General features: G+C 40.5%; 20 protein-coding genes. 4 read left to right on the top strand and 16 right to left on the bottom strand.

The annotated features are described in order from the left end of the window. Nucleotides 1-86: 86 nt before the first annotated feature. Nucleotides 87-2,174: an elongation factor G gene (gene fusA, locus DS2_RS03475; RefSeq protein ID WP_035013251.1), complete on the bottom strand. Its 2,088-nt coding sequence runs from the start codon at nucleotides 2,172-2,174 to the stop codon at nucleotides 87-89. A gap of 234 nt (nucleotides 2,175-2,408) precedes the next feature. Beyond that, nucleotides 2,409-3,230 carry a glucosaminidase domain-containing protein gene (locus DS2_RS03470; RefSeq protein ID WP_035013250.1) on the bottom strand — a complete coding sequence of 274 codons (822 nt, stop codon included), beginning with the start codon at nucleotides 3,228-3,230 and terminating at the stop codon, nucleotides 2,409-2,411. A 165-nt stretch (nucleotides 3,231-3,395) separates the two neighbouring features. Here DS2_RS03470 and DS2_RS03465 point away from each other — a divergent pair, with 165 nt between their 5' ends. After that, on the top strand, nucleotides 3,396-4,586 hold the full coding sequence (locus tag DS2_RS03465; protein WP_035013249.1) for a hypothetical protein: 1,191 nt from the start codon (nucleotides 3,396-3,398) through the stop codon (nucleotides 4,584-4,586). An 82-nt stretch (nucleotides 4,587-4,668) separates the two neighbouring features. Here the strand turns inward: DS2_RS03465 and DS2_RS03460 are convergent, their stop codons facing one another. Further along, entirely contained in the window at nucleotides 4,669-5,856 is a 1,188-nt protein-coding gene (locus DS2_RS03460) for an iron-containing alcohol dehydrogenase (RefSeq protein WP_035013248.1), read from the bottom strand. Between the two features lie 243 nt (nucleotides 5,857-6,099). Between DS2_RS03460 and DS2_RS03455 the strand changes: the two genes are divergently transcribed. Beyond that, nucleotides 6,100-6,972, top strand: coding sequence for a transporter substrate-binding domain-containing protein (locus tag DS2_RS03455; RefSeq protein ID WP_235188537.1), 873 nt, complete (start codon nucleotides 6,100-6,102; stop codon nucleotides 6,970-6,972). Here DS2_RS03455 and DS2_RS03450 read toward each other — a convergent pair. The 9 genes from DS2_RS03450 to DS2_RS03410 all read right to left on the bottom strand — a co-directional run bounded on the left by DS2_RS03450 (nucleotide 6,953) and on the right by DS2_RS03410 (nucleotide 19,209). Next, a complete protein-coding gene (locus DS2_RS03450) occupies nucleotides 6,953-8,086 on the bottom strand; it encodes an ABC transporter substrate-binding protein (RefSeq protein WP_035013247.1) in 1,134 nt (377 codons plus the stop codon). The genes DS2_RS03455 and DS2_RS03450 overlap by 20 nt on opposite strands. 82 nt (nucleotides 8,087-8,168) lie before the next feature. Beyond that, nucleotides 8,169-9,131 (bottom strand): class 1 fructose-bisphosphatase, encoded by a 963-nt coding sequence (locus DS2_RS03445; RefSeq protein ID WP_035013246.1) that lies wholly within the window; start codon nucleotides 9,129-9,131, stop codon nucleotides 8,169-8,171. Further along, nucleotides 9,128-10,210 (bottom strand): class II fructose-bisphosphate aldolase, encoded by a 1,083-nt coding sequence (gene fbaA / locus DS2_RS03440; RefSeq protein WP_035013245.1) that lies wholly within the window; start codon nucleotides 10,208-10,210, stop codon nucleotides 9,128-9,130. Before fbaA ends, DS2_RS03445 begins: the two co-directional genes overlap by 4 nt. 15 nt (nucleotides 10,211-10,225) lie before the next feature. Continuing rightward, entirely contained in the window at nucleotides 10,226-10,996 is a 771-nt protein-coding gene (gene tpiA, locus DS2_RS03435) for a triose-phosphate isomerase (protein WP_035013244.1), read from the bottom strand. A gap of 110 nt (nucleotides 10,997-11,106) precedes the next feature. Next, nucleotides 11,107-12,054: a sugar kinase gene (locus DS2_RS03430; RefSeq protein ID WP_035013243.1), complete on the bottom strand. Its 948-nt coding sequence runs from the start codon at nucleotides 12,052-12,054 to the stop codon at nucleotides 11,107-11,109. Further along, nucleotides 12,054-13,334, bottom strand: a complete 1,281-nt coding sequence (locus DS2_RS03425; RefSeq protein ID WP_035013242.1) for an MFS transporter — start codon at nucleotides 13,332-13,334, stop codon at nucleotides 12,054-12,056. The genes DS2_RS03430 and DS2_RS03425 overlap by 1 nt, the downstream gene beginning before the upstream one ends. Before the next feature lie 8 nt (nucleotides 13,335-13,342). Then, complete coding sequence (locus DS2_RS03420) at nucleotides 13,343-13,678, bottom strand: cupin domain-containing protein (RefSeq protein ID WP_035013241.1); 336 nt, start codon at nucleotides 13,676-13,678, stop codon at nucleotides 13,343-13,345. Between the two features lie 126 nt (nucleotides 13,679-13,804). Next, entirely contained in the window at nucleotides 13,805-16,018 is a 2,214-nt protein-coding gene (locus DS2_RS03415; protein WP_051479588.1) for a chondroitinase-B domain-containing protein, read from the bottom strand. Nucleotides 16,019-16,098: 80 nt separating this feature from the next. Then, the gene (locus tag DS2_RS03410; protein WP_035013240.1) at nucleotides 16,099-19,209 is read right to left on the bottom strand and encodes a TonB-dependent receptor; all 3,111 of its coding nucleotides are present in this window, start codon (nucleotides 19,207-19,209) and stop codon (nucleotides 16,099-16,101) included. 246 nt (nucleotides 19,210-19,455) lie between these two features. Here DS2_RS03410 and DS2_RS03405 point away from each other — a divergent pair, with 246 nt between their 5' ends. Beyond that, nucleotides 19,456-20,196, top strand: a complete 741-nt coding sequence (locus tag DS2_RS03405; RefSeq protein WP_035013239.1) for a FadR/GntR family transcriptional regulator — start codon at nucleotides 19,456-19,458, stop codon at nucleotides 20,194-20,196. A gap of 81 nt (nucleotides 20,197-20,277) precedes the next feature. On the opposite strand, the gene DS2_RS03400 is transcribed toward DS2_RS03405, so the two are convergent. After that, nucleotides 20,278-21,720, bottom strand: a complete 1,443-nt coding sequence (locus DS2_RS03400; protein WP_081754174.1) for a sugar porter family MFS transporter — start codon at nucleotides 21,718-21,720, stop codon at nucleotides 20,278-20,280. 130 nt (nucleotides 21,721-21,850) lie between these two features. On the opposite strand from DS2_RS03400, the gene DS2_RS03395 reads away from it, so the two are divergent. After that, nucleotides 21,851-23,023: a XylR family transcriptional regulator gene (locus tag DS2_RS03395; RefSeq protein ID WP_035013238.1), complete on the top strand. Its 1,173-nt coding sequence runs from the start codon at nucleotides 21,851-21,853 to the stop codon at nucleotides 23,021-23,023. 2 nt (nucleotides 23,024-23,025) lie between these two features. On the opposite strand, the gene DS2_RS19630 is transcribed toward DS2_RS03395, so the two are convergent. The 3 genes from DS2_RS19630 to DS2_RS03380 all read right to left on the bottom strand — a co-directional run bounded on the left by DS2_RS19630 (nucleotide 23,026) and on the right by DS2_RS03380 (nucleotide 26,231). Then, on the bottom strand, nucleotides 23,026-24,093 hold the full coding sequence (locus DS2_RS19630; protein ID WP_051479587.1) for a M48 family metallopeptidase: 1,068 nt from the start codon (nucleotides 24,091-24,093) through the stop codon (nucleotides 23,026-23,028). A gap of 3 nt (nucleotides 24,094-24,096) precedes the next feature. Next, nucleotides 24,097-25,161 (bottom strand): YjgN family protein, encoded by a 1,065-nt coding sequence (locus tag DS2_RS03385; RefSeq protein WP_035013237.1) that lies wholly within the window; start codon nucleotides 25,159-25,161, stop codon nucleotides 24,097-24,099. 65 nt (nucleotides 25,162-25,226) lie between these two features. Continuing rightward, nucleotides 25,227-26,231, bottom strand: a complete 1,005-nt coding sequence (locus DS2_RS03380) for a LacI family DNA-binding transcriptional regulator (RefSeq protein ID WP_035013236.1) — start codon at nucleotides 26,229-26,231, stop codon at nucleotides 25,227-25,229. Nucleotides 26,232-26,310: the final 79 nt, after the last annotated feature.

Here is a 26,310-nt window from a genome sequence, read left to right as displayed (position 1 = left end):
ATTCGAGTGTAAGAATAGCAGCAAATACAAAAAAGCCCTGCTGTTTTTCAACAGCAGGGCCCATCAAAGAATCAATAGAGGCTTAATTATTTAGCTTCTTTTTTCTCTTTTTCAGCTGCAATTACAGCGTCTGCTACGTTTTGTGGACATGCTGCGTAGTGTGAGAATTCCATAGAGAATTGACCACGACCAGATGTCATAGTACGCAAGTGACCGATATAACCGAACATTTCTGATAATGGAACGTCAGCTTTAACACGAACACCAGTTGCACCAGCTTCTTGGTCTTTGATCATACCACGACGACGGTTGATATCACCGATTACGTCACCAACATGATCTTCAGGTGTAAATACGTCAACTTTCATTACTGGCTCAAGTAATTGAGGACCAGCTTTTTTCATTGATTGACGGAAAGCGCCTTTAGCAGCGATTTCAAACGCGATTGCTGATGAGTCAACTGCGTGGTATGCACCATCGAATAATTCGATTTCAACGTCTAGAGTTGGGAATCCGGCTAAAACACCTTGATTCATCATCTCTTTAAAGCCTTTCTCGATTGCTGGGAAGAATTCTTTAGGAACGTTACCACCAACAACAGTAGACTCAAATTTGAAGCCTGAATTTGGCTCACCTGGCTTGATACGGTAGTCGATTTTACCAAACTGACCTGAACCACCAGATTGTTTCTTATGCGTGTAGCTATCTTCAATTGCTTGAGTAATAGTTTCACGGTAAGCAACTTGAGGCTGACCAACATTTAATTCAACACCGTAAGTACGCTTCAAGATGTCAACTTTGATGTCTAAGTGAAGCTCACCCATACCTTTAAGGATGGTTTCACCTGAATCTTCGTCAGTTTCAACTTGGAAAGATGGATCTTCTGCAACCATTTTACCAATCGCAATACCCATTTTTTCAGTTGAACCTTTATCACGAGGTGCAACCGCAATTGAGATTACTGGATCTGGGAAGATCATAGGTTCAAGAGTACAAGCATTTTTAGGATCACACAAAGTGTGACCAGTTTGTACATTCTTCATACCAACAACCGCGATGATGTCACCCGCTTGTGCAGAAGTTAACTCAGTACGCTCATCAGCATGCATTTCAACCATACGGCCAACACGCTCAGTTTTACCAGTAGCAGAGTTAAGGATAGTGTCACCTTTATTTAATTTACCAGAGTAAATACGAATAAAGGTTAATGCACCGAATCTGTCATCCATAATTTTGAATGCTAATGCACGGAAAGGCTCGTCAACAGAAACGATTGCTTTTTCACCTGTAGGCTCACCCGTTTCTTCGTCAGTTAAGTCTTGTGGCTCAACTTCTGTAGGCGACGGTAAATAATCAGTAACCGCGTTCAATACTAATTGAATACCTTTGTTCTTGTATGCAGAACCACAGAAAGTTGGGAAGAAAGATAAGTTATGAGTACCTTTTTTGATACACTCTTTGATTTGCTCTAAAGTTGGCTCTTCACCATCCATATAAGCCATCATTATGTCATCATCTTGCTCTACTGCAGTTTCGATCAACATTTCACGATACTCAGCAGCTTTTTCTTTATACTCTTCTGGAATTTCAGTAACTTCATAGTTTTCAGGTAAACCACTATCATCCCAAATATAAGCTTTTTGCTCTAATACATCAACAACACCGCTAAAGTCATCTTCAATACCAATTGGTAAAGTCATAACTAGTGGGTTAGCAGCAAGTACGTTCTTAACTTGATCAACAACGCGATAGAAATCAGCGCCCATACGGTCTAATTTATTTACGAAGATCAAACGAGATACTTCTGCATCATTTGCGTAACGCCAGTTGGTTTCTGATTGTGGTTCAACACCACCAGAACCACAGAATACACCAATACCACCATCAAGAACTTTTAATGAACGGTATACTTCTACTGTGAAGTCAACGTGTCCAGGGGTATCGATGATATTTAAACGGTGATCATTCCAGAAACATGTAGTTGCTGCTGATTGAATTGTAATACCACGCTCAGCTTCTTGTTCCATAAAATCCGTAGTCGTTGAACCGTCATGAGTATCACCAATTTTATGGATTTTACCGGTTAACTTAAGAATACGTTCTGTCGTGGTTGTTTTACCCGCATCAACGTGGGCAAAAATACCAATATTTCTATATTTAGATAAATCAGTCATTGTTTTACTCTACTAATTATGTGTCAAGAATTTATACCAAAACTCCGCAGAAATCAGTTCTTCAGATAACTTGGGTATATAATGCGCGATAGGATACAAGGTAAACGAGCAATTGAAAAGAAAGACAGCGTTAGATTTAAAAATAATCTGTTTTTTTGACATTAAATGTCACAAATCAACTAACTTAAAGCTTTAATTCGGCATTTCTTCCGCAAAAGAAACGCCAATGAACAATTAGCGATCTAATCGATCTAATTTGTTAAATCGAATCATCTCTTGTAGCTCTTCTATATAAGCTTCACCTCGTTCAGAATATTTCATAAGGCCCTCAGATAACTTGATACCCGTGATGCTATTTTGCTGACGACGCAATTTCTCTCGCATTATACGCAGCTGTGTATATGCCGGATGCGTATTAAGGTTATGTATATACCGCTCAACAGAATGCTGCGGGCTAGAAAATTTTGCAACTTCATGAGTTTGCTCTTCACCCCGACTGAGCGGTACTAAGCCACAACCCTTTTTAAAACACCATTGACCAAAAAAGTTATTCCCTTGCAATGCAAAACGAGATGTCCCCCATGCGCTCTCGTTGGCAGCTTGAGCAAGCGCCAAAGAAGGCGGCACCAAATCAACCCGTCGAATTAACACTTGCCAGTCTTGCTCATTTTCAATCGAGAAAACATCAAGTCCATATTTGTCTGCTGTCTTTTTAACAAAACGAACTTGTTGATTGGTCAAGTCAGTTTTGATTTGCTCAAGCTCGACAAGACGAGCACGTAACTTTAGTAATTGCTGATTGGTATGCTTAACAATGGGCAGAAAATAGTCAAAAAAAACCTTCTTGCGTTGACCACCCGCGGGATATTTTTTAAAACTTGGCTTGCTACTCGGCAGTTTAATATCTTCATCTAATAGAGAATAAGGCGCTTCAGGGTCTGTGTCTTCACTCGTTTGACGACCTGACTTGTTAATATCTGTTGTAAAGTCAATCAATAACAAAACAGCAATGGCGATCAACAGACTATTGAAAAAAATATTATCAAACTTAAACATTAAATTTTCCTGATTGAAATACACTTATTACATAAACAACACTAGGTTGGCGATTTATCACCCAGTTAAACTAAAATATAGCAGATTCACTAGCTTGCTACTTGCACCAAGCCAATGAATCCGTATCATCAGCGGCCCTTTCACTGCGCATGATTAATTAACTAAATGAAAAAACTGCTAGCCGCCCCAGTAAAAATGTCCTTGCCTGAAAGCGAAAACCAGCTTTACCAAAATATGCTAAAAAACATATCGGACATTAGCCTTAACTTGCTCGCAATAAAAACCGACGACATTATAGAGGAAATCCCCAGCGATTTTTTAACTTGGTGCAAAACCATGCACCTAATTTGCAACAAACATCTCAATTACGAGCTTCTAGAGGCAGAGCAATTGCCCGTAGTTGCCAAACTAAGTAAATTGCTCGAGCAAGCAATTAGCCAGTGCCAATTAAAAATGTTGCGAATTACTCCTTGGCCAATATTTGTTGCCAACATAGAAGAATTGCAAAATCGACCAATTTGGTCCGAGCAACAGGCTTTTCTACATTATATAGCACAGCTGAGATCACAAAGTTTTAGCCAATTAATAAGCGAAGACCAGTTGGTTTACTTTGGCAAACATACCGCCAAGCATGATCCTAGCATTTACACCTTCGACGTAGAGCACTTCACTGGTTTTCGCAACGCCAAAAATTTTCTAGCGACCGTCACGCATAACGCAGACGCAATAGAAAAGATGCTGCAAGCAATCCCACTGCAAGGTGAAGTAACCTTTGCGCACTATCAAGACTTCGTCTCTCAATATGTGGCCATGTTTGAGCAACAAGCTGAACCAGAAAAAGCACCTTTGTTTCCAGCGACACGTTTATTGGCACTACATCGCCCTGACGTGTTTATCAGTATAAATTCAAGCAAGGCCGATAGCATTTGCGCGGCGTTTGGTCTTGCAAGACTATCTAACCAGGATTTTTTATCTTATTGGAATGACCTAGTAGCAAGCTATCAACAAATGCCATGGTGGAAGCTCGCATCAGCAAACAATGATAACGAGCAGTTTATTTTAGAGCACAGGGCAATACTGCTTGATTTGTTTTGGTTTGCCGATGAAAAAGCGCATGAACAATCCAACTACTACAAAGCTTTGCATAAACCCTCTAGTAGCTCAGTTAATAAATCAGCAAGTGCACGTCGCAGCGGCAAAAGCCTAGAATCAGTGTCGGCAATGGTAGACAAAGTACTAGCCGAAGATGATATGCCAGCATTTGTTAAAGCAAACAGAGAGGCTATTATTAAACAAGTTATGGGCGGCAAAAAAATCGAAGAAGTAGTCGGTTTAATGCGCTCAATATTTGGCTAAAGCATACAAAAAAAGCCACTTCTGTTACTCACTACAGAAGTGGCTTTGGCTTTTGGCTATCTTACTTCTTTCTTGGTTTCAGTTATTTACACAGTTGGTAAATTCTTACGATCTCATCTTTGCTGATGGGCCTAGGTCCGGCTGTGCTCTCGGGTGCACCACCCGGAAACATGCGCACGACATCATCGGCCATTTGTTCAAATTTATCGTCCGGTATGCCAACATCTGACAATGTTAAAAAGGCATCCATACGCTTGAACCACTCTCTTACTTTTACGTGCAGCAATTTTGCTGCCACAAGATCATCTGTTTCTGTTACCCCAAAACATCGGCGTGCAAGTTTGGCAAATCTATGTGGAATTGCGTCAGCCATGTGCTCTAAATACGCAGGAATAACAACCACCATGCCGCGAGCATGGGGTAAATCATAATAAGCGCTCAGTGGCATTTCAACTGAGTGCATCGGAATACAACCTAAGCGACCAAGGGCTTGAATACCTGACCAACCGAAAATCGAGCACAGCGCGAGTTGACCACGCACCTCAACGTCTTCAATGTTTTGGACAATTTTTTCAAAGTTATCCATTAAACATAAGATCATGCCCTCGGTCATTCGATCGGCAAATTCTGATTCAGCGTGACTCGACAAATAGTGCTCAACTAAATGAGAAAATATATCTATGCAACTTTCTTTTGTTAGATGCAAAGGAACCGACTTTAAGATTTCGGGATCAACAATTGCGACTTTTGGAATGCGGTATGGTGAACGCGAAAAACTTTTTTCGTTGGTTTCTGCATTCTGGATAACGCCACCAGCGTTGCACTCAGAGCCAGCCGCAGAAATAGTTGGTATAGAAATAATTGGGAATGCGCCTGTATATTCTCTTGGCGTACGCTCACCTAATACAACATAGTCCCAAGATTTACCGCCAGAGAAAGCGGTAGCAGCGATATATTTGGAACCATCTATTACACTGCCACCGCCTAGAGCAATGACAAGGTCGCATTTCTCAGCAATAAAAATATCAGTCGCTTTATCGATTGTTTGAGCGCGTGGATTCGGTTCAATCCCTGTAAAAATAACCACCTCCAAACCAGCTGCGCGCAACGAGCTTTCAACTCGCTCAATCACAGGATCAAGCGCAGACCCTTTGGCATAAGTAGCAATCATCGCCTTTTTACCGAACTCGGCAGCAATTTGTCCAACTTCATCAATTCTGCCAGGTCCATAGGTCAGTTTTGTTGGGAAATTCCATTCAAATGGGGTCATAGTCCACCTCGTTACAATGCAATTGGCTATCGTCAAACACCAGAATTATGTATAGCAAAATAATCACACAAACAAACAATAGCGTCAAACAATTTTAATAAATTGGTATGAAATGAATCACAATTATTCTATAATCGTGTCAGCTAACTAACAAGAAAGCTTGCACTTTTGTAAAACAAATGGATACTTTCTGTAAAAAGTTCGAAAAATCTGATATTTATATTGATAAAGTCGAGGTGAGTTGTGTTTAACATTATATCTAAAAGCAAATTGTGTCTTACACTTGCATTAAGTGTATGGTGGTCAAGCTGTGTAAATGCCAACCAGCCAGTGGTGATAAAACACAATAAAATTGACTCGCCTAAAGAAGAATATCAGTTTGGCCTGTTGAAATTAGCTTTGAGTTACTCGGCACACAACTATCAGCTCAATGAATCACCCACTTATTTAACCCAGCAAAAATTAATGTCTGACCTAGGAAGCAATAATGTTCATGTTGCTTGGGTTGGGACTTCTAGCCAGTACGAGCAAAATTTTCAGCCCATCAGAGTTCCGTTATTTAAGGGCTTACTCGGCTATAGAATTTTTTTAATCAAACCGGAAAATCAGCAACACTTTGAGCATGTGCATTCAGTTGAAGATCTTGCTAACTTAACTGCTGGACAAGTGCGCACTTGGGTAGATACACAAATTTTACAACAAGCTGATTTGCCAGTGGTAACGGCGAACAAATTTGGCAATTTGTTCTATATGCTCGAAGGTGAAAGGTTTGACTACTTTCCGCGCAGCGTTTATTCCGCATTTGCAGAAAAACAAAAATTCCCAGAGCTTGGTTTGAGTGTCGAGGACAATCTCATCTTAATGTATACCCTGCCAGCCTACTTCTTTGTCAACAAAGACAATACAGCGCTTTACCACGAGATTACAGCAGGCTTACAGCAAGCAATCGAAGATGGTTCATTTGACGACTATATGTACAATCACCCATTAATTAAAGATGCTTTAGAGCTGAGCAATATTCAAAATCGTAAAGTCATTAAATTGAACAATCCATATTTACCGCCGCAAACCCCTATTGATGATCAACGTTTATGGTTTAATGTTGCGAAGCATTAGTAACCAAATAATCTAAATAATTAAACGAATACTCTGTCGTGTCATTTAGCTGTACTTTCTGATAGTAACGCGACATTTTTAAGAAGTTCACCTGTTGTAGCGAAAAATATTCATTATTGTGCTTATACAAATGCAGGGAACTTCTATCCACTTTTTCTAAATCCAACCTAAAGCTCACGCCTGCATCAGCCGCAAAGTCTAAGCCATTTAAATAATCGTATAATAAAGTTAACGCGTATGCCCCTTGCAGAAAGTGGCCACCATATGAAACTTTTAATCTATTGCGCTCTATTGCTTGTAGTGCTTCAGAGTTCCAATCTACCCCACCGACCATAATGTTAGCCCTATCCAACTTTGCATCAGACAAGCCAGCTATCGCGCCCATAGCCAGTTCGTCATTTGCACACCAAACAATTTGTATTTCACCATGTCGACGTAATAGCTTTGGCAAGACCTCTTGGGCACGAAGTCTTGACCAACTCCCCTCAATTAATTGCACCAATTTAACATTGGGCAAATCATCCAGTGCTTGGTACAAACCTTTTTTACGTAATACGCTAGCGCTGTGCGTGCGCTCGCCAGCTATCGCAATAACTTTAATCAATTGATCATCAACCGGGTTTTCGCTTTGATATCGCTCAACTAAGTCATGCATTAAATCACGACCAGCTTTCAGATCATTGGTTTCAAACTCAGCGATCCAATGCTTAAACAAAGCTCGAGGTCGACCAACAGCAGCTTGATTTATACCTGTATTTTGGTCGATAAAATTGGTAATAATACTGATAGATGGGATGGCAGCACGCTCAAATATATCTAACACTATGCTACCTTTGTTTAAATAATTATAAAAAATGACAGCGTCTATTTTGCCATACTTGCCAGAAGCAACATCTCGAGCACGCTCAACATAATTAAATCGGTTGCGATTAAAATCAACCATAACTAATTCTATGCCTAAATCTTTAGCTGCCTTGGCAGTAAATTGGTGGGTATGTTTCCAAAATTCGTTGCCATCACCGAAGATAATTTTTTCGTTGGATAAATCAAGCGGGACAAACCAAGCCATTCGCAGCTTAGCGGCCAGTTCAAAAGAGGATAGTATAAAAAGCATACAAGTCAGCAACAACCGACTTGTGTGCTTTAAACTAGATATATGGCGAAATATTTGCTTCATCTAACAAGTATAGATAGCCTCAACAAATTGACAAACAAGCCTCAACTTCTTTTTTTGATCCCATAATCACAGGAACTCTTTGGTGTAATTGTGTTAACCGGGTTTGCATTATATCTTGCGTCCCCGAACTGGCTAAACCGCCAGCGCCTTCAATCAACATTGCCATTGGCATTGCTTCATACAACAAGCGTAACTTACCAGTATCACCTTGCTTAAGTGCATTCTGTGGATACAAGAAAATACCACCACGGGTTAAAATTCTATGAATATCTCCCACCATGGCCCCATTCCAACGCATATTATACTCGGGAGCGCCATCACCTTTAGGGGAAATCAGCCCGTCAATATATTGTTGAATATATTGTGGCCATTTAGAATAGTTAGACATGTTAATCGAAAACTCACAAGCATCAGCAGGCACCTGCATCTCCTCATGCGTTAACAAATAACCGCCATGGGTTCTATCTAGAGTAAAACAACGGGTTTGTTTGCCTGTCGACAATACCAGCATGGTCGATGGACCATACAACACGTAACCAGCAGCGACTTGTTCATGACCTTTGCGTAAGAATTGTTTTTCATCATCTGCCGCTAATGAGTCTATCGCAGGGAAAATGGTAAAAATAGTACCGATTTGGCCATTAATATCAATATTGCTCGAGCCGTCTAGCGGGTCGAACGCAACAACAAATTTACCATTATCGTGTACTGCCACTACAGTGTCTTCTTCTTCAGAAGCAAAAGATTTTACATTGCCTTCGTTTAACAGCATGTCTTTAAACAACTGATTGGCAATAACGTCCAATTTCTTTTGCGTTTCACCCTGAATGTTCTCATCCAAAGTAGAACCCAACACTCCACCTAACGCGCCTTGACTGACACGAAAAGAAATTTCTTTTGTTGCAGCTAATATGGTTCTAATCAGCATAATGAGGTCTAACTCAACCTCATCAGCTCGTAATACAGGAATTAATCGTTTCATCTAAGCAAGGTATTTCGGTTGATACAATTTAAATCAGCAAAACTCTGCTCTAAACGTTTCGCCATACTTTCTTCGCCTTTACGTAACCACACTCTCGGGTCGTAGTATTTTTTGTTCGGTTTGTCGTCACCATCCGGATTACCTATTTGGCCTTGCAGGTAACCTTCATTAGCTAAGTAATATTGGTGAATACCTTGCCAAGTTGCCCATTGGGTATCTGTATCGATGTTCATCTTAACCACACCATAACCAATAGAATCGCGAATATCTTGTAAATCAGAACCAGAACCACCGTGGAAAACAAAGTTTAATGGGTTGTACTTAAGCACAAAATTATCGACTAAATAAGCTTGAGAATTACGCAAAATAGCAGGCTCTAAGCGCACATTACCCGGTTTGTATACACCATGTACGTTACCAAATGACGCAGCTACGGTGAACCTATCGCTAATCTTAATTAATTTGCGATACGCATATGCAACATCTTCAGGCTGAGTATACAAAGCGGCGCTATCAATACCTGTATTATCAACGCCATCTTCTTCGCCGCCTGTACAACCTAATTCAATTTCCAAAGTCATTTTGATGTTGTACATGCGTTTCAAATACTGCGCACAAGTATCAATATTTTCTTTTAACGATTCTTCAGACAAATCTATCATGTGTGAGCTAAATAAACTCTCACCATGTTTTAAAAAGTACTCTTCGCCGGCATCCAATAAACCATCAATCCAAGGTAATAACTTTTTCGCAGCATGGTCTGTATGTAAAATAACTGGCACTTTATAATGCTCAGCAGCCGCTCTGACATAATGCGCACCTGCAACAGCCCCAGCGATAGACGCTTCAATAGAGCCTAACTCGCTGCCTTTGCCAATAAAAAAGCCAGCGCCACCATTCGAAAACTGAATAATAATTGGTGAGTTAACTTTTTTTGCAGCTTCTAAAGCTGCGTTAACTGAATTGGTATTAACCACGTTAACAGCGGGGATGGCAAACAAGTTTTGTTTAGCAATGGCAAACAACTTAGAAACATCATCGCCAGTTAATACACCATAGTTTTTGGATAATCTTGGCATAATAAGTAAAGCCTCTTATTCGGTTTTTTGGGAAAATTGATCGGCGACCTGACAAATTTCCATAAAGTGTGATGGGTCTAAGCTAGCGCCGCCGACTAACAAACCATCAATATTTTTTTGTTCCAAAAGTAGTGCTGCATTGGTCTTATTTACGCTGCCACCGTACAAAATTCGTACTTTTTCAGCGACATCCCGACCAAATAGTGCTTTTATTTCTTTACGTATAAAACAGTGAACTTCTTCTGCGTTATCAGCTGATGCCGCATTGCCTGTGCCTATCGCCCAAACGGGTTCATAAGCAACCAAAATGTCATCGCCATTAAACTCAATACCTTCTAGCCCTTCACTCAACTGTCTAAATAACACGTCGCGAGTGACGCCCGCATCACGCTCTTCAGCATTTTCCCCGATACACAATACGGGTTTTAATTCGCTGTCTAACGCACTTTTTACCTTGATATTGCATGACTGATTATTTTCACGAAACATTGAACGTCGTTCAGAATGGCCAATCAAACAATACTTACAACCAGCCTCTTTGAGCATTTGAGCAGAGGTTTCTCCAGTGTAAGCGCCAGATTCAAATTTACTGACGTTTTGACTACCAATTGCAACACTTGAATACTGCAAAAAGCTCAGCATTTCGCGTAAATAAATATACGGAGGGCAAACTACAACATCAGCTTTAAAGTATTTGCGGATAAAACTAGCAACTGACTTGCATAATAAATCTATGTCGCCGTTCAGTTTCCAGTTGGCAATAATAATTGGGTTTCTAGCTTTCATAGTGATAACCACCTTTTAAAAAAGAACATCCTTGTAAAAAGTACGACTACTAACTTGTAGGTCTGCCTATTTTTAGTAATAGGCATATCTTTTAAAATAGCAAAGGCGTGTTATTTTGCTGGCGCAAAGTCCAAAAATAACTGTTTAACTTTTTTCGAGAATATATCAGCGTCAACGATTGCGCCTTTGTGTTGCACAACTTCACCAGCAATACGGCTGGCCATTTTGACGCTGGTTTCAATGTCATAACCATTTAACCGTGCACCAAAATACACACCGTTAAATGAATCACCTGCAGATGTTGTATCAACAACATTGGTAACTGGTGTAATGGTTACCACTGTTTGTTTGTTTTTATATTGAACCGTTACGTGTTTAGCACCATTTTTAAGCACCAACTCTTTAATGTCATAAACAGCAAGAAACTCTAACACACCTTGTTCGTCTTCAATGCCATACAACAAGCTAAAGTCTTCAACGCCAGGCAATAAAATATCCGACAGTAAAAAACACTGATGGAACAAATCTTTAGCATCTTGTGGATTTGCCCAAAGTTTAGGTCGGTAATTCGGATCGAACGCAATTTTAACGCCTTGTTTCTTTAACTGATTCAACAAGTCAAAAAACTTAGCTTGATCTTCTTTCGGTAAAATCGCTAACGAAATTCCAGAAAAGAAGAAAATATCTGCTGAGCCTAATGATTGAATATTACTTGCATTAACCAACTCAATAGTACGTTTAGCCGCCGAGTTATCGCGCCAGTAGTTGAATATTTTTTCACCTACTTCATCGTTGTGGATCCAATATAAACCTGGGATCAACTGTGGATGACGCAACACATTTTGAATATTGAGTTGCTCGCGAGCAAAGGTTGCGACCATTTGCTCACTTTGCAAGTCTTGACCAACAGCGGTTAACAAACCGCTGTCGATATATTTGAATGTACGTTTTAAATACACACAGGTATTAAAAACATCACCACCAAAACCTTGGTGAAGTGAGCCTTCGCGAGAAGAAAGCTCAATCATACACTCACCGAAAGCTACAAACTGACTCATTATTTAGCCCCTTTTTTGGCCACTCTTTTAATTTTGCCGCCAAGTAATACAGAGATAAAACACAAAGGTACAAAGGTTGCAGCTAAGCCAAATACCACTGAATAGTTACCACCCGCAGATAAAACAGGCACCAACTGAGTAACCACAATGACACTTAGCACCGCGCTTGAACCAGATAAACCAGCTAACGAACCAACCGTTTTACCCGAGAAATAATCACTTGGTAAGGTTTGAATATTGCCAATTACCACTTGGAAACCAAATAAAATAAATGCAATAAGGGTCACAGCCATAGTTGGCGTGTCAGCATAAATCGTCGCTAACAATGCTGGTAACATAAATGCACAACCAAAACCGATTACCGTACGGCGAGCACGATTTACTGACCAACCATTGCCAATTAATCGGCCTGATAAGTAACCACCTAATAAAGCACCCACCATAGCACCAACATACGGAACCCAAGAGAAAGCGCCAATTTGTTTAACATCAAAACCAAATCTTTCGTTTAAATACAATGGCAACCAAGCAACAAATAACCACCATACTGGATCAACAAAGAAACGAGCAGCGATTACACTCCACGCCTGTTTATGGCTGAGTAGTTGGCGATATGAAGGTACATATTCTTCTTCCGCTCCAGCAGCGTCTCTTTCAGCTTGCTGACCTTGTAAAATGTACTGACGTTCAGCTTCTGCAATTAACGGGCTTTCGCTCGGTGTACCTTTGTATAAATACAACCAAGGAATTAACCAAAATAAACCAACACCACCAATCACGAAGAAGGTTGCTTCCCAACCGATAAAGGCATACAAAGCAGCAATTAATGGTGGAGCGATAATAGAACCAATTGACGCGCCAGCATTAAAGATACCCTGCGCTAACGCACGTTCTTTAACTGGGAACCATTCAGCATTAACTTTAGTTGCACCAGGCCAGTTACCAGCTTCACTAAAGCCGAGTAAAAAACGGAATATTGAAAAAGACGTTACTGTAGTAGCGATACCATGCAAGATAGTTGCAATTGACCAAACACCAATTGATAAGGTGAAACCAATACGTGCGCCTAATTTATCAAATAAACCACCAAAAACACCTTGACCGATTGCATAAGAAATCATAAATACGGTCATAATGTTGGCGTAGTCGGACTTATCCAAGCCAACATCTTCGGCGATACTTGGCCACATAACCGCTAACGCAGAACGGTCGATATAGTTGATTACGGTTGCTAATGCGATTAAGGCGATAACAGCCCATCTTAGTCGGTTAATAAACATCTTTCACCTCACAGGAAATCTTCACGAACTGGACTAAAGGTGTCAATTAACACACCCGCCTCAATGCACACAGCACCGTGCAATTCTTCAGGTGGAATATAAAAACCGTCACCTGCTTTTAAACGCTGTACTTCACCATTAATAAATACATCAAATACACCACTTTCAACATAAGTTGATTGTGAATGAGGGTGCTGATGACGGTATCCCTCTGCGCCTTTTTCAAACCAAACTTTAACAACCATAATCTCGTGGTTGTAACCCAAAATTTGGCGTTTCACGCCGCCACCTAAATCTTCAACTTGTACATTTTCAGCTTTTACGAAACGTTCACTCTGTGTCATGGGATACCTCATACTTTAATTCGAATATTTAAATACTCTTGCTGACCTTTGCCTATTTAGTTAAAACAGGCGCGCATCCTTGCGCTACACGACTACCGTAAATCAAGGTCAGACTTACGATTCGGGTTATTTCGATGGTGTCACCGAAATATCAAACTTTGCAGTGCCAACCAGTTGATTATTTTCAATTGAAACTTTTGGTTCACCCACTTGAGTGACCAATTGCACGCTGGCAGACTGTTTAAACTGGTTGTTTTTAATATGCATTTCTTGAACACCTAATAACTCAAGTGCTAATCCACCTTTGTTATTTTTACCTGTGCCGACATTAATAACTTGATTATTCTGCATATTTAAATGTGGTCCAAAGGTACTTTCATCACGTCCACCGCGATACAAGCGAACCAATGTGCCCTGAATATTGCTAAATGTATTGTTGAGCAATACAACATGATCTGCATTAAATACACCTAGATCATCCGTTTCTTTATTCAGACGCAGTACATCACCAGTGATGTTTTTAAACTCGGAATTGGTAATAGAAACAGTGTCTGCAAGGCTGCGATAACCAGCATCAAATATGTTGTAGAAACCATTAATATCTAGGTCTCGGACAACCATCTGGTCAAGCACTAAACGAAAGTTTTTATACATACCAGATTTGAGTGTTCTAAAAATGGTATTACCTTTGTAATCAGGTGCAGCATCGCCAGCAATAGTCACGCCTATCATTTTCAGCGAGCCATTGTTTTGAATTTCTAAAAAGGTACTGCGCATCGGTAGAATGGTTACATCGGCACCTTTTTTAGCTTTGACCGTAATGGTTTTATCTAAAAAGATAATTTTTGGCGATGGATAATTACCAGCCGAAAGTTCTAATATGTCGCCATCTTTTGCCGCGGCAATTGCATCAAACAGAGTGTTTTCACCCGCTTTGACTTGAACAACTTTGCCAGAATCAAATTTGGTAAAAGCCGATTTTTTGCCATACCAACTTGGGCCTACATCTGCCTTGTTTAACACCTGCAACTGACGCTCAACACCAACATCTGATAATTTTTGAGGGTAAATTAACCCATTGTCAGCACGCTTAACTGTCACTTTATCTTTAGCCATGTTGTTAAGTGGCACAGCGCGACTAGTTACGTTGACCGCAGGGTTGTTAATAAACTCAATACCAGAGGCATCTGAATGCACTGTTACTAAGTTTTTAGCTGATTGATTGTAAATAAAATTGTTCGCAAAAGTTGAGTCGCTTGGCGCTTGACTGCGTTCAGCATCAGCACCGGCACCAATTTCAATAAAATCTAAATCAACAAAAGTATTGTTTTCGATTTGGGCGTTTTTCACAGGCATATAACGGTTAACCGGAGAGTTTGGCACCCCATTCATCACAGTGAAACCAGCGCCAAAGCGGTAGCCTGTTAAACCTTCTAAGTAGTTATTTTTAACCACCTGGTCTTGATTGATAATTCGGATCCCACCTGTGTGTTCTACACCGTGGCCAAAAAACACATTAGATTCAACCTGATTGCCGTTGCCGTGACGCAAAGTAAGCGTACCTTTAGAACGGTCGAATACGTTGTTAGTGATTCGGTTTTTGCCAGATTTAATCGAAATAATTTCGACTTCACCATCACAATTTTCAAAGTAGTTAGAGTCAATGGTAGTCAGAGAGTCAAACATTGAGAAGTGGCTGGTACCTACTCGTAATGTTTCACCGCCATTTGAACCGAATACAGGGCGATAGCCAAAATAGTTGTGGTCAATTAAATGGTTATTTTCGCGGCTTTCTTCGCTATCTAGCCTGACAGCTAAAGTAACGCCTCGGTTGCGTTTACCCGCTAAGTAGTTATGGTCAAAACGGTTATTTTTGCCATACAAAGCAACCCAATAGTCAGATTCAAACCTGTCAGGGTTACTAAACTCATCGATAACAGTTTCTGTTACACGACTGTTATTAGCGAGTTGTTGCTGATTAATTCTAAAAGAAATAACTTCAGGACTTGGTGTATAACCTTGGGTAAAAACCAAACCTTTTACCACCAAGTATTCGCCTGCCATTCGTAAATTCGATTGGCCGGTAATCAAAACTTTGCCTTTAGTTTGAGCACGTAAAGTGATTGGTTCGTCTTTGGTACCTTGTCCACGTAAAACAATTTCAAAGTTTTCCCAGCGTCCATTAGCCAACACAACTTCGTCACCTGCTACAAGCTGCTTTGCCACATGCTCATAGTCGGCAATGGTTTTGACTAAATAAGTTTCTGCGTAAGCACTAGTTGCAAATAAAGTTGCACAACCAATAGCAGATAAACTGTAGAGATTTCGGGTATTTTTCATATAAGCGCCACCGTTAAAAAAAGCGGAACATTCGCAAGTAGGCAAATGGAATGTTCCGCTGAAGAACCAACCTTTACTGATTAAAACTTAGCTTTTAACGCTAAGAAGAATTTAGAGCCAGTAGATGAAATTTCATGGATGTTTGAATCTACACCACGAACTTGCACCTGAGGTTCATTTAACAAGTTCAGCGCTTTTAAGCTAACTGAGAAAGTTTTGTTGATTTTGTATTTCGCACTGAAATCTAAGTATTCAGTATCCAATACATATCTGTTTGAGCGTTCGTCAAATAAATTGCTCGGCTGATAGTACTTAGAGCGGAATTTGTACAACACGCGTAGCGATAACTTGTCGAAATCCCAGTACACAGAAGCAGAGCCTGTTTCTTTAGAGTTACCCCACATATTCGCAGGCGCTAAGAAACCAGGATATCTTGGGTCTTGACGCTCATAATCAGAATCTGCGTAGTTATATGCAGCTTTAACCCCAATTCCATCAAATGGCGCTGGTAATTCACTAAAGTGTTTTTGTGCCGAGATTTCAATACCATTAATGGTTGAATCTTGGTCTAGTACATCATTTACCGCTACGCGACGCTCAATTGAATAGTCATCACCACCAAATGCAACATTAATTTCTTCATTAACTGGAGATGAACCTAATACCGCATTAAAGCGTTTCCAGTAGTAAGCTAAGCTCAAATATGCATCTTCACTTGGATACCACTCTAACGATACATCACCATTCCACGACATCAATGGTTTAACCGCTGGATTACCACCAGTAACCTCAGTAACCAACCCAGAAACTTGATCAATATTGGTGATCTTACCGTCTTCAACATTGATATTCACTGTGTTTGATTCAGCATCATCCATAACAAAATTACGACCTGCGCCCATATCTTGTAATGCCACTCGCGACATTGAACGATAACCGGCTAAACGTAACATCACTTCATCATTTAAATGCATGATTAACGTGGCACTTGGCAACCAACGTAAATTATTCGATTTGAGCACATCCGATGAGCCATCACTGACAGATGCTTCGGTCAATTCATATGCTTGAATGCCTGTATCTGGATCAGGTGCACCATTTGGCACAATTTCGAGCCCACGATTCCAGCTTAACGATTCAATCTCTGTATGCACAGCACGCACACCAAAGTTACCTTCAATCGGTAAACCAGCTAATTCGCTGCGATAGTTAGCCATAATATATGCCGCACTAACCGTTTCTGTTGCATCAACGTCACCAGAACTACGCGTATTTGGGTTTTCACCAATATCAACATAACGGCGACTTGCAGGGTCAGCTGTGTCTCTGTCATACATTTGTGCAACCGTACATTCACCGTCTAACATTGGGTATGCACCTGAACCTGAACCGTCTTGGTCAGCAAAAAAGTCGCTATTGTTGAACTCACTAATACAATGAGTGGCTACCTCATCTAATAAAGTATCAACAATCAAGTTACCATTGGCATCGGTCGCATCATCATTTTGCGAATCCCACTCAATATTTGAAGGCTCGCCCCTCATATCTTTTGTAAAACGAGTGTCATTGTCGACTAACATAGTTTCTTCAGACAAGCGCACACCAGTTTTTATGCTTTCGATAAAGCTGCCACCAATATAATAGTCAACGTCTAGCCGGGCTGCGTAAATAGTGTCTTTACGGTCTTCATGTTCGCGATAGTAACGTAGACGGTCGATTTCGTTGCTCCAGTCTTCAACACTGGATAGGTCAAATGGCACGTTATTGCTATCGTACCCTTCTTCCCATGGTGCATTACCGTTTGCATCATTTAAACCAAAAGAAGGCACTAAAGTAGAACGACGATCCCAAGTGTAACTTGGCTCTACCCCTGATTCACCAGTTTCAACTCTGGTTCTGTGGCGTAAACGATAGCGTTCTGAATCAGAGTAAGATACATCTAGTTCAACTTTTAAATCGGTATTAGGCGTATAGGTAGTTTTTAACCCCCACCCGGTATATTCATCTAGCTGACTACGACGCTCGCCTAGTAATTGTAAATCAGACAGGCCTTTATAATATACAAGTGCACCTTCATCATTGATGATCATGTCATCTGCATCGTGTTGGTCACGCGCGTTAGATACGGCTAACTCATGACGATGTTCAACATACTCAAGTTTTGAATAGACAGCATCCAGGTTGAAATCCCAATGTTCATTTGGCGTATATTGAATCGCCGTGACAATCCCCTTACGCTCATCTTCATCTTCGATGCTTCGGTAAGTGAAGCTGTTCGGGATCATAAACAAACTGGTTGGATCATATTGTGCAAATGCTTGTTTTGATGCTTCCACATCACGCTCTGGTAAAATCACATGATCACTACCACGACCAGCTCGTGCGTCACAAACTACCGTTCCACCGATGTCAGAACCGTCAGCATTTCTCAAGCCACACATATTTAGGGTAGAGCTTGAAGTGTAAATTTCTTCTGGATTTGACGAGTCAGAATAAGTTAAACCTAATGTGTAACCTAAGTGGCCATCACCCAATTCAGTTTTTTGCACCGTTGAAAGCAAAAACTTTTTACCGTATGGGCTAAACCCATCAACATGATCAGCACCTTGGTTATATACCCCTGTTACTTCAACCACGGTTTCTTCTTTACCATAAGCAACCGGACGTAATGACCCAACCTCAATTGTGCCGGATACACCACCTTCAACTAAATCAGCTTGTTGGCTTTTATATACAACCACTTTGTCAACCAATTCAGACGGAAACTTTTTAAAGTTGACTGCACGGTTAGGACCAGCATTGGTAATTGAACGACCGTTAAACGTAGCACTGCCTAAAAATGGACCTAAACCACGTAACGAGATTTCGTTCTGACTGCCTTTCAATCTATGACCAGTCGCACCTGGTACGTTTTCAATAACGTCTGACAATGATAAGCCTGGTAAGTCACCAAAATCAGCTGCTGCAATTGCATCGACAACAGCAACAGTATGTTTTTTCTCGCTCAACGAGCGGCTCATTGTGGCACGGTTACCCGTAACCTGAATTACTTCGGCAACTTCTTCGTCAGCAACCTCTTCAGCCGCGAATGCAGCTTGAGGAACCATAGACAATAAAAGAGTTGAACCGCCGTATACAAATACATTTCTAACCGCTTCAGCGATTTTATTTGTTTTATGTGCTTGTTTCATGCTGAGTCCTCTATCTGACCTTTGTGTTTTACCTTATTTAAAATGACCAAGAAACAATTGTCAAACACTTTAAAATAATTTTAACACAATTTGTTTTACAACATGGTATACCACGACTATAGTGTAATTGTAGTCGTAAACAATAAAGATAGATTTTGTTTTACAATTTTGCTAATTTAATAACCTTATTAATTGTAAGAAAATAACAAACCCCATGTTGGGTCATTGAAATGTGAGGAAACAGATTTGAAAAGTCGTCGTTTATTTTGGAGCGTTGTCGATAAAATAGAGGAAGGTATAGACAACGGATCATATTTACCCGGCACCCGTTTACCGTCAGAAAGAGAGTTGTCTGAACTGTTTAATGTGAGCCGACCAACGCTACGTGAAGCCATTATCGCGTTAGAAGTTAGAGGACGGGTTGAAGTTCGCACCAACGCGGGTGTGTACGTGATGAACCAAGAAGATAAAACAAAAAAATCTTCTGTTAGTCACATCTCGGCATTTGAATTAACACAGTCTCGTGCATTAATTGAAGGCGAAGCTGCAGCGCTCGCAGCTGTGTCAATCACTGAAGAAGAGTTAGACAAGCTTGAAGAGTTAATCGAAAAGCTCGACGACGAAGAATACAGTGACGAAGCTGACCGAGAGTTTCATTTAACTATTTGTCAAAGCACTCGCAACAAAGCGCTGATGTATACCATTCAAAACTTATGGGAATTACGCAAGCAACCTTCGGTGCAACAAGCGCACAGCTATATATGTAGCCAAAGTACAGCACAACGTAAAGAAGAGCACAACGTAATTTATCAGGCACTTAAGGCTCGTAATCCAGAACAGGCGAGAAGTGCCATGCATCAGCATTTTAATCGATTGATTAATGCCTTGTTTGAAGCAAGCGAAGTGCAGGCATTAGAAGAAATAAAACAGAAATCTGAAGCAACACGGCAGTTATATTCTTTAGATCGTATTTTGTCGGCGAAATAGCCGACAACACAGCTCACACTCACATTTAAATTTGCCGGCTTACTTGGGTAAGTCGGCATTTTTTGTGGTGCTCGACTTAACTTAACCTGCCATTTCTTCCAATTCTTTGCCTTTTGTTTCAGTCACAAATTTAAATACGAAATATGCCGAAATTGCTGCACATAAAGCATAAAAACCATAGGCATAGGCTAAACCAACACTACCAAGCAATATTGGGAAAGTCATAGTGATAGCAAAGTTTGCTACCCATTGGAAAAAGCCCGCAATTGCTAAACCTAGGCCGCGAATTTGATTAGGGAACATCTCACCCAACATAACCCACATAATGGGTCCCCATGACATATTAAAGAAGATGACATATAAATTTGCCGAAACCAAGGCCAACAACCCCATATCAGATGTTAAGCTCAAGCTTCCTTCAGCATCTAACGTGGCAGTCGAAAAAGCATACGCAGCAATGGTTAAAGTAATCGCCATACCAATTGAGCCAATCCACAACAGTGGCTTTCGACCCAGTTTATCTACCAATATAATGGCAAGAATACATGCACCAATACTTAAACTGCCTGACAATACATTAATAAATAATGCATCAGATTCAGAAAAGCCAACGGACTGCCACAAAATAGCACCATAATAAAACACGACATTAATGCCAACAAACTGCTGAAACACAGCTAACCCGATACCAACCCAAATAATTGGCCGAATTTTACCTGTCGCTTTATCTTTGATATCTGACCAAGTTGGCTGATGTTTCGATTGTTTTTGGTCGGCTAATGACGCTTCAATTTCGCTATATTTTCGATTGCCTTCAACATCACCATATAGTTTTATAAGTACGCTTTTCGCTTGTTGAGCACGATTTTTAGCCACTAAGAATCTAGGACTTTCAGGAATTAAAAACAATGCAAATAAAAAGATGCTTGCAGGAATGAGCTCAACCCAGAACATCCACCGCCAAGTTTCAAAACCAGCCCACAAAGGGTTAAGCGCAGAACCTGAAATATTGGCTAACAAATAGTTGCTTAAAAAGGCCCCTGTCAAACCAGATATAATCGCGACTTGTTGAATCGTGGTTAAACGGCCACGATAGCGAGCCAATGCCACTTCACTAATATAAGCAGGTGTCATTACACTGGCAGCGCCAACGGCTATACCACCAATTACTCGGTAAACCACAAATTCAAATGAACCAGTCGCAACGCCCGACCCCCAGGCTGAGACGATAAACATAACCGCAGACAAAATAAGCATTGCCTTGCGTCCATATAAATCGGCTAAACGGCCAGCTAGTGCAGCACCAACCGCACAGCCCAACAGCATAGAAGCAACGTTAAAGCCTGTGCCAGCGGAATCTGAATTAAACGCAACTTGTAAGCCTTCTACAGTACCGTTGATTACCCCGCTGTCATAACCAAATAAAAAGCCACCTATGGTTGCAATACAGCTAACCATAATAATGAACCAAGTGTTTTCACCCCCAGTATCATTCTGATACTGATTGCTCGCGATCGACTCCACCCAAACCTCCTAAACCAAATCAATTTTACAAAATTTGTACCTTTAATGTTTTATATTAACAAAACTTATGGTAATTTGGCCCTACAAAATTTCTTATGTAATGTATGAAAATTAGTTAAACATTTCATTTATGAAGAAACTACAAAAAGTTGCTGTTTTGTTCAATGCCAACAAAGGCTACGACAGAAAAATTATCAAAGGTATTTCGCGTTACTCTCGCGAAGTTGCCAGTTGGCATATTTGTGTTGAAGAAGACTTGGTTACTCGACTAGACAAGCTAGCAAACTGGCAAGGTGACGGCATGATTGCCGACTTTGATGACCCAAGCATAGTCGAGTTTGTTATGAGTAAAAATATTCCGTGTGTCGCGGTAGGTAGCTCGTATCGGCAAACCAACCAATACCCTAACGGTATTCACTATGTTGCAACCAACAACGATGAAATAGCGCGGCTTGGCGTCGAACATATCAGCCGACTGGGATTAAAGAATATTGCATTTTATACAGGCTTCACAGACAAGCATAGCCGCTGGGCAGTCGAGCGTGAACAAGCTTTTATTGATCATGCCGCTCAGTATGGTTATCAGCAACAAGATATTCATGTACTGCGCCCACAAAACATCTCAGTAGACAGAGTTGAAAACATTAATCAGCTGGCTGATTGGATTGCTAGTTTACCAAAACCGATTGGAATCATGGCACCAACCGACATGCGCGCTTGGCATGTTTTTGAAGCTTGTCATCAAATTGATGTCAGCATCCCAGAAGAAGTGGCTGTGCTAGGGGTTGATGGTGATGACCTTATTTTAGACATTACAGGTAATCAGCTAAGCACAGTAACGCAAGGCAGCGAGCACATGGGCTATCTAGCGTCGTCAATTCTCAATCAAGTCATGGCGGGTGTGCCACCGAGTGACACAATTCATTTGGTTGATCCAATTGGCTTACAAATTTGCCACTCTACTGATCTCGAAGTTATTTCAGATATTTACGTGCGCAAAGCGCTATCTTTTATCAAAAATAATGCCGACAAAGGGATAAAAGTAATCCATGTGCTGAACCATTTAGGCATATCCAGAGCAAACCTAGATAAACGCTTTAAATCGGCGCTCAATGCGACCGTGCATGAAGTTATATTCGACGAACAGTTAAACTTGGTGTCTAACTACCTGCTCAATAGTAAAATGACTTTGCAACAGATAGCAGACGCGGTTGGCTACAAATCACCCCAATATATGATGATGGTATTTAAAGGCCGATATGGCGTAACACCTAGCGAATTTAGGAAAAACCATGGCGCTTAGCCTTAAGGCTGAGACTCAGCAGCTAAACGCTCAATATTTTTAATTCTATTTTCAGTTAAAGGGTGCGTCATAAAAATTTCTAACGCATTAGCGCTGTGTGCAGACTTTGAGTCAGTTTGTTCGTGAGTACCTTCATCGTGCAAGTGAATTTCTTCAAGCCGCTGAAAAGATTCAATCAACAACTTGGGTGAAAGATCACGCGCCTGCAGCACCTCCACTGAATATTGATCAGCTTCATATTCAAATTCGCGACTAAAATCTAACTGCAACAGCGCCATTGGCAAGCCAGTTAACGAGCCAGAAATGTCGCCTATATCGCCCAATAAAACACTAAACACGATAAACAAACCAGCCTGACGAAAGAAATTCCTCAACCCATGTTTTTGTTCAACGTGGCCAACTTCATGAGCCAAAATCGCTAAAATATGCATATTTGAAGGCATATTCGTTACCAGTTCATCGGTTAGAACAATATCACCTGAAGGAAGGGCAAAAGCATTGGCTTTGAGCTCGTTACCTTTATAAAAATGTAATCGATAACTATTGGAATGGGCCTCAACTGCAGGTAGCTGGTAAAACAGTTCAGCAATTTGTTGTTGTCGTTCAAGGGTTATTTCACTGTCAGTCAGTAAATCATCCTTTAATAACTGCAGTGAAGCGTGGCTTGCATCATCTAATATTTGACTACTCACAAGTGTTGCTGCTTGATCGGCAAAATATGGAATGCCATATTTGACAAAATTAACAACAATAAACAAACTAAAAATCACTGACAGCAAAGCAAAACGCCAGTGCTTTTCCAGCCGGTCAGATACACTATCAACAAAAGGGGTTTTGTTAAAAGCTTGTTTCAAAACACTATGCTCAGAGCTGGTTAAGAGCCCGCCACAAGGCAACTGAATAAATTGCGGTGTAGTTCCTATTTTTGGACTTAATATGCAAGATTTTACATCATGACAAAATTGCTGTTGTTCACAATTAAAAACTAAGTGACCATCAACAACTCGCACATCAACAGAGCGCTCTTGTGCGCTCTGTCCGTCTGAATAATAGGCCTGAAACTGCGCCATCAATTATAGACCAAAACCAATTTCAACATCTAAACCATCCGCAACTTCTTGACCGATAGCTGAGTTCTCTTTTTGATGGGTCGCTTCAACTTCACTGATAAAGTTTGCAGGTGCTTCTAATGCCGAGGTCTCTAATAAAAACCTTGCCATACGGATTTTTGCCCATGGCAACATTAAACCTAGCGTTAAACCTATAGCTAAAAAGTTGGTCACAGCAACAAACACATAACGACTTGGTTTTAACTGAGTTATCACTTGGTGACCTGCCAGTTTAGAATACTGCAAGCTCCACTTGAACAAGTAAGCTTTAACGGCAATACCGATATAAAACATCGCCAAATACATCATTAGGAAAACCAAGACAAAAGCTGGGTTAGTCATGTCAGGTTGACCACCCGCCCCAAGGGATTTAGTTACAGCAAACATCCCTCCAACCATAACACCCATAGCAACGTACATAGACAAGAACAGGATATAATAATTTTTAATTGGCGGCTCACAGGTAAATTCCTTGTCGCCCCATTTAATGTGATTCACGATAAATGCTCGTTGCTGTCGAATTGCATATGGCATAAACAAAAACAATGGTAGCGAGCACAACACAGGTAAAATCAAGAAATACCAATAGCCTTGTGCAATACTGCCAGTAAATGCAAATTTAACGTTTCTATGTGCGGTATTTCGGTAATTAAAGCGCAAACTAGATACAAATAACGCTGGCATAGCCAAAACAAAGGCCAGAATTAAAAATCCAGCAGCAGGACTTTGTAAATAGTTAAGTAAGAAAAATGCAATTAACAAACCAGCGGTAATTAATCGGCCGATTAAGATCTGCATTGGTGTTGCTAAATATTGAAAAGGTTTGCCGCCAAACAAAGTGTTGCCATAGAAATACTGCTGTTGACGAACTTTAGCCCAAGCTGAGTAAATACCTAAAGTGACTATAGTGAGTGCAAAGTTGACAATCCAAATACGAAAGAACTCGCCCGCTTTACCTGTAAATTGAAAATGAGTTGTTGTTAAGATAGCCTCGTCCTGAGAAGAAGCATCCGTGTTATGATTTTCCATAAAAACCTCCATTAAAAGTAGTGTGAAAAAATAACACTCCTATTCAATAAAGGTCAACAAAATATTTACATTATTTGTTTTACAGAGTCCCGCTCTACCAGATGTGCTTCAACCCGAGATGGTTGAATCTCTAACCCCTTTTCATTGTAAACATCTGTTAAAATTCTCCGTGCTGCTTCAGCTGCCATTTGTCGAATAGGGAAATGAACCGTGGTGAGTCGCGGTTTAATCAAATTGCTATAGGGTAAATCGTCAAACCCCACAACAGATATATCTTCAGGCACGCTTAACCCAGCTTCTTCAATAGCTGAAATAGCGCCATACGCGGTTTGATCATTGCCACAAACAATTGCAGTAAATGGCTCGCCTGATGCCAATAGTTTTTTTACCGCAGCGACACCACCATCTTCACGAAAGTTGCCTTCAACCACCAAATTTAACTTAAGTCCAATATTGTTTTTACCTAACGCTTGTTGATAACCCCAAAAACGCTCTCGAGCATCGTGCTTCCATTGTGGCCCAGCAATATAAGCAATATTACTATGACCCTGCTTAATTAAATAATCAGTTGCTAAAAAGGCACCTTGCTCGTTATCAATATACAAGCATTGTTGTTCCATTTGCTCGATATTTCGATTAATCAAAATAACATGGGTGCCTTGATTTGCTTGCTCAATAAGATACTCGTCGGGTAAGGTTTCAGCGTGCAATATCAGTGCGTCACATCGACAGCTCAATAAAAATTCAATCGCTTCTTCTTCTAACTTTTTATCACCATGGCTAGCTGAAATTAGGATACGTTTTTTTGCATCCCGTAACACCTCTTCAGCTCCAGCCATCAGAGCGCCATAGAATGGACCATCAAATTCGGAAATTAATAAACCAACACTGTTTGAACGATTAGATGCCAACGACTGAGCATGTGCATTTGGCCGATAGCCCAGCTCCTTCATCGAAGCAAGTACTTTTTGTCGAGTTTCTTCAACCACCTTGGCTGTACCATTCATAACTCGAGAAACAGTCGCTTGGGAAACCCCCGCATGTTCAGAAACTTCTTTTATTGTTGGCATTCTATGCTCTTAAACTTAAAATTTATGTCAAAGAATATTAGCGGTTTTAATATCGGCAAACAAGTTGTCGGATATTGCA

The organism is Catenovulum agarivorans DS-2, assembly GCF_000568405.1.
Lineage (GTDB): Bacteria > Pseudomonadota > Gammaproteobacteria > Enterobacterales > Alteromonadaceae > Catenovulum > Catenovulum agarivorans_A.
Note: the sequence above shows the minus strand (reverse complement) of the source record. Positions and strands in the feature narration are given on the sequence as shown.